The following is a 4,513-nucleotide window of genomic DNA, read 5'->3' as shown; positions in this document are numbered from 1 at the left end:
CTGTTGCATGGACTCCCGACCGGCCTTTAAGGTCGAAGATTTCGACCTTAAAGCAAGCTGTTCCTCTGCTCCAAGTTCAAAATAAAAATCTTCGGGGAATTTATCAGGGTTGTTTCGAACAGCCTCGTTGATCCGCTTTGTTTCTACCCCGTAAATCTCAGCAATGTCGGAATCGAGCATGACCTTTTGACCATGGATGGAATAAATTTTGGTCTGTATGATCTCAATGATGTCTTCTTTAGCCATATCGTTGCCTGCCTTCCCCCCCCCTGTGTAAGCTTTTAAGAAAATGCAAAGGCAAAAGGCGAATTAACCGCCCGTTCGCAAGCTCACTCGACACTACCGGACAAAAGATTGGACAACGGCCCCGGACAACTGAACTTCCGTCCGCCGGACTGTCGCCGGCCGGAAAGTGTCACCACTTCGTGGATCACAGAGGGTGCTGTCACGATTACAAGTATCATGCCCGTGGGGTCTGACCCCTCGAACTCACAGTTATCCTTGATTTTATTGCTCAAAAACGCCTGTTTTCGGCCCAAATGAAATATGGAGTGACAAGGGCATTTCACCGGGCAGGCTTAGAATCAACCGGGTTCGGCTCAAAATACATCAACTATCCGAAATGAATGACGATTTACTACAATTCAGACTCGTCTAAAATCTTCCATTCCAAGGAATTCTCTGATCCCCGGTCAACCGCATAGGAACCGCCAGCTAAAGAAATTTTTTGCCAACTAAACAGTGTCTGCCCTCCGGGTATGCTAAACATACGAAAAAAGGCAGTTTTTATTTAAAACCTTTCGTGTGTTTAGCGTACCCGGGGGGCAGACACTGTTTCGTTGGCCCCCTGTCTTTGCCTTTTTCGCTGGTGCCTGACAATTCTTTCCACTTCTGCCTTGGGATAATGCCCGAAGTTGATTAAGAGCCCCAGGTTGTACCCAGTTGCATGCAGATAGTCCAGTACCTGGGCCCGATGCTCGGGTAACAGGCTCGAAACAGCCTTTATTTCAACGATGATCTTGTCGTAGCAGACGAAGTCAGCCACATATTCCTGCTTCAGCTGGGTACCCCGATAAGAGAGCTCAAGCCGCTTCTGCTGGACAAAAGGAATCCCCCGGTGGGAAAATTCCAGAGCCAGGCACTCCTGGTACACGGCCTCCAGAAACCCCGCCCCCATGGACGTGTATACATCAAAACACGCCCCGACTATCTCATAGCTCTCATCAGCATACAACAGCATAAGACCCACCAGCTAAAGGATTTTTTTGCCAACTAAACATACGAAACATGCGAAAAAAGGCAGTTTATATTTAAAACCTTTCGCATGTTTCGTGTGTTTAGTTGGCCCCCTGTCTTTGCCCTTTTCCTTGGCCCTTCAATTCAAATGACTGTCCGTTGGGTCAGACCCCTTGGAGTTACCCATGGCCTTTTTGCTCTAGCTGAAATTCCCGACCTCATTGGAAAGCACGTCTCACCCCCGGCTACGGCGATATGGTAGGTGCCTGTCTCTTTTCGATTCATGATTCGGTTTTCGGAAGCCTTATTTAAATTTTTGCCATTTTTTTAATTTACGGGGTCGCGAATGTAAATTTTTTAATTAGGCCAATGCCCCCAGGCCTTACCCTGTGTTGAGTGAGGGTTGATAAGGGTTAAGGGGTAAGGGTGGTCTTAGCCTGGCTGAAAATATCTGAGTGGATAGCCCATTGGATCGAGTGTGAATAAAAAATGCGTTTACTGCTACTTAAAAATCAGGAAACCATGCCGTTGATCTCTTCCTCTAACGCCTGCAATACAGCCATAATGCTATCAATCGTAGGATACGTGCCGAAAATCATGTTCCGCATCGCCCGGTAATCGGCTCGAATCGCCTTCATCACATGATTTTCCGGCACCAGTTTAAGAGTCCCTGGTACAGCTAAATCATATTGAGCCCAACCTCGTGGATAAAACCGTTTCTTGAACTCGACAACATCGTACAACAGATCAAGGTTCGACAATGCCACGTCTTTTGTCCTGGACGTCGCCATTTGCGCCAAATCGTAATAATGCCGAGAACTGCGCGGTGGCTGTAAACTGGTCTCGGGGCGATGTGCCTCATGATGCAAAATCGTAATTTTTTCCCAAAACGTCCGCTCAGCCTTGATGGCTTTAACCATACAATCCGGCCGGTCAAAAAAATTGGGAAATTCCTCAGCGGCATAAGGACGAATACTATACACGTCAAACGGCAACCATGAAGCCAAAGGCCCGATTTCCAACCGCACTTCGGATCGCAGATATGCATCAGAAAAGGCGGCTGGGTAGTGTACATTCAGAGTGTTCAGATCATTGGAATCAACCGAGCACGTACAGAGCGGGGCTAACGCTCCAGTAATCATTCTGTGCAATTCCCCGGCAATGTATTCCTGTGCACGTTCGTTTACTTTCGCATTAAACCCGGCCTGTTTGGACTTTGAGCGATTTCCTTCCGGGTCTTCATCTGTCACAATACGCCAATCAAGAACCAGATCGATATCTTCTGAAAATCGCTCGATCAGGCCGAAAACTTTAGAGAGGCTGGTTCCCCCTTTGAACATGAGTATACGGGAAAATTCAGGATGAATAAAAAGCTTGCCCAGCGTCCAGGTAACCCAGAAATCCTTTTCAACAACCGCCGGGGTCATCCGGAGTCGAACGGCAGTCTCTGCAAAAAGTTCACTGCGATCTTTCGGAGCCAGGCGTGCAACCTTATCCATTCAGCTCCGCCTCCCGACAGATCTTCTTGATGGCATCGTAAACCCAACCGGTCACACTTCTGGTTTCTTTACATATCCTGGCACATTTCTCCGGCTCAATCTGTTGACGGATTTTCCGACGTACCTCGGAAGTAATCCGTTCTTTCCCAAGTGCCTTGAGTGCCTGAACGATCAAACCGCTTTCCTGCTGTTTGAAACCGATCTCCTTGAGCGCGGTTTTTCTGAATTCGAGTTCATATCCACCTATTTCGTAGGAACGATTCGGCCCATCCGAGAGATAGACAAATTTCCCCACCACCTGGGTCGAAAGGCCAAACAGATTAAGCGCAGCATCGCCGGTCGGCAGAATCCGCCAGTTGAATTTACGGGCAAAGGCCCTTGCTACGTTGTCATGATCGGGGCTTAATTCCTGACCAAGCAGTTCGCTGTATTTCGGATAGTCATACATACCCCGGCAGATACGACGGATCTTTCCTTTTTTGACCAGGTTGGACAGGGCCTTGTCGATATTTACACTGCCAAATTCGGCACTGAAATCTTTTGCAAAAAAAACCCAACCCCTACCGTGTCCACATATTCTTGAAAATATCTTTTTTTCAATGGATTGCATAACTTTTTTTCCATAAATTTTTTCAGAAAAAAATACCTCTTTTCCTGAAAAAAGTTACGCGGGTTGCTCTGGATCTCTGAGACAAGCAACAAAAGGATTTTATTGCCAACGAAACAGTGCCTGCCCCCCGGGTATGCGAAACAGTGTCTGCCTCCCGGGTATGAGGAATCAAAAACTGTTTTAGGTTTTAGGTGGTTAGGTTTTAGGAAAACGCAAAGGCGAATTAACCGCCCGTTCGCAAGCTCACTCGACACTACCGGACAAAAGATTGGACAACGGCCCCGGACAACTGAAATTCCGTCCGCCGGACTGTCGCCGGCCGGAAAGTGTCACCACTTCGTGGATCACAGAGAGTGCTGTCACGATTACGAGTACCTGACGTCGACACCGGCACAACCTGAAGCGTGCGCAGCCCCGGCAGTTTTTCTTTGGCGACTGTCCGCCAAAGAAAAGAACTCCTTCCGCGCCTTTGTCTGAGCCCTTGTCTGCGAATGTCGAGGAAGTGAATGCTTGGCAAACTTGTGAGCCATAGCAGACCTTGTGCAAAGCTGAAGTGAATGCTTGGCAAACTTGTGAGCCATAGCAGACCTTGTGCAAAGCCGCAGCGGGCGGTTAATGCCTTTGTTGTGTTGCCCCCTGTGTCAGGAAAATGCAAAAGGCGAATTAACCGCCCGTTCGCAAGCTCACTCGACACTACCGGACAAAAGATTGGACAACGGCCCCGGACAACTGAAATTCCGTCCGCCGGACTGTCGCCGGCCGGAAAGTGTCACCACTGCGTGGATCACAGAGAGTGCTGTCACGATTACGAGTACCTGTCGTCGACACCGGCACAACCTGAAACGTGCGCAGCACCGGCTGTTTTTCTTTGGCGACTGTCCGCCAAAGAAAAGAACTCCTTCCGCGCCTTTGTCCGAGCCCTTGTCTGCGAATGTCGAGGAAGTGAATGCTTGGCAAACTTGTGAGCCATAGCAGACCTTGTGCAAAGCTGAAGTGAATGCTTGGCAAACTTGTGAGCCATAGCAGACCTTGTGCAAAGCTGAAGTGAATGCTTGGCAAACTTGTGAGCCATAGCAGACCTTGTGCAAAGCTGAAGTGAATGCTTGGCAAACTTGTGAGCCATAGCAGACCTTGTGCAAAGCTGAAGTGAATGCTTGGTGAGCCTGTG

The 4,513-nt window shown here is 48.7% G+C and carries 5 protein-coding genes; all 5 read right to left on the bottom strand.

From position 1 onward, the window contains the following. A partial coding sequence (locus ACTVJH_RS15595; protein ID WP_455992754.1) for an ORF6N domain-containing protein occupies positions 1-246 on the bottom strand: 246 nt, incomplete at its 3' end. Positions 247-808: 562 nt separating this feature from the next. After that, positions 809-1,240 carry a GxxExxY protein gene (locus ACTVJH_RS15590; protein ID WP_455992751.1) on the bottom strand — a complete coding sequence of 144 codons (432 nt, stop codon included), beginning with the start codon at positions 1,238-1,240 and terminating at the stop codon, positions 809-811. Between the two features lie 508 nt (positions 1,241-1,748). Then, positions 1,749-2,735: a nucleotidyl transferase AbiEii/AbiGii toxin family protein gene (locus ACTVJH_RS15585; RefSeq protein ID WP_455992748.1), complete on the bottom strand. Its 987-nt coding sequence runs from the start codon at positions 2,733-2,735 to the stop codon at positions 1,749-1,751. Then, positions 2,728-3,345 carry a DUF6088 family protein gene (locus ACTVJH_RS15580; protein WP_455992745.1) on the bottom strand — a complete coding sequence of 206 codons (618 nt, stop codon included), beginning with the start codon at positions 3,343-3,345 and terminating at the stop codon, positions 2,728-2,730. The genes ACTVJH_RS15585 and ACTVJH_RS15580 overlap by 8 nt, the downstream gene beginning before the upstream one ends. Before the next feature lie 693 nt (positions 3,346-4,038). Beyond that, on the bottom strand, positions 4,039-4,513 hold a 475-nt coding region (locus ACTVJH_RS15575), incomplete at its 5' end, for a hypothetical protein (RefSeq protein WP_455992742.1).

It is taken from the genome of Desulfoplanes sp. PS50, from assembly GCF_053851535.1.
Note: the sequence above shows the minus strand (reverse complement) of the source record. Positions and strands in the feature narration are given on the sequence as shown.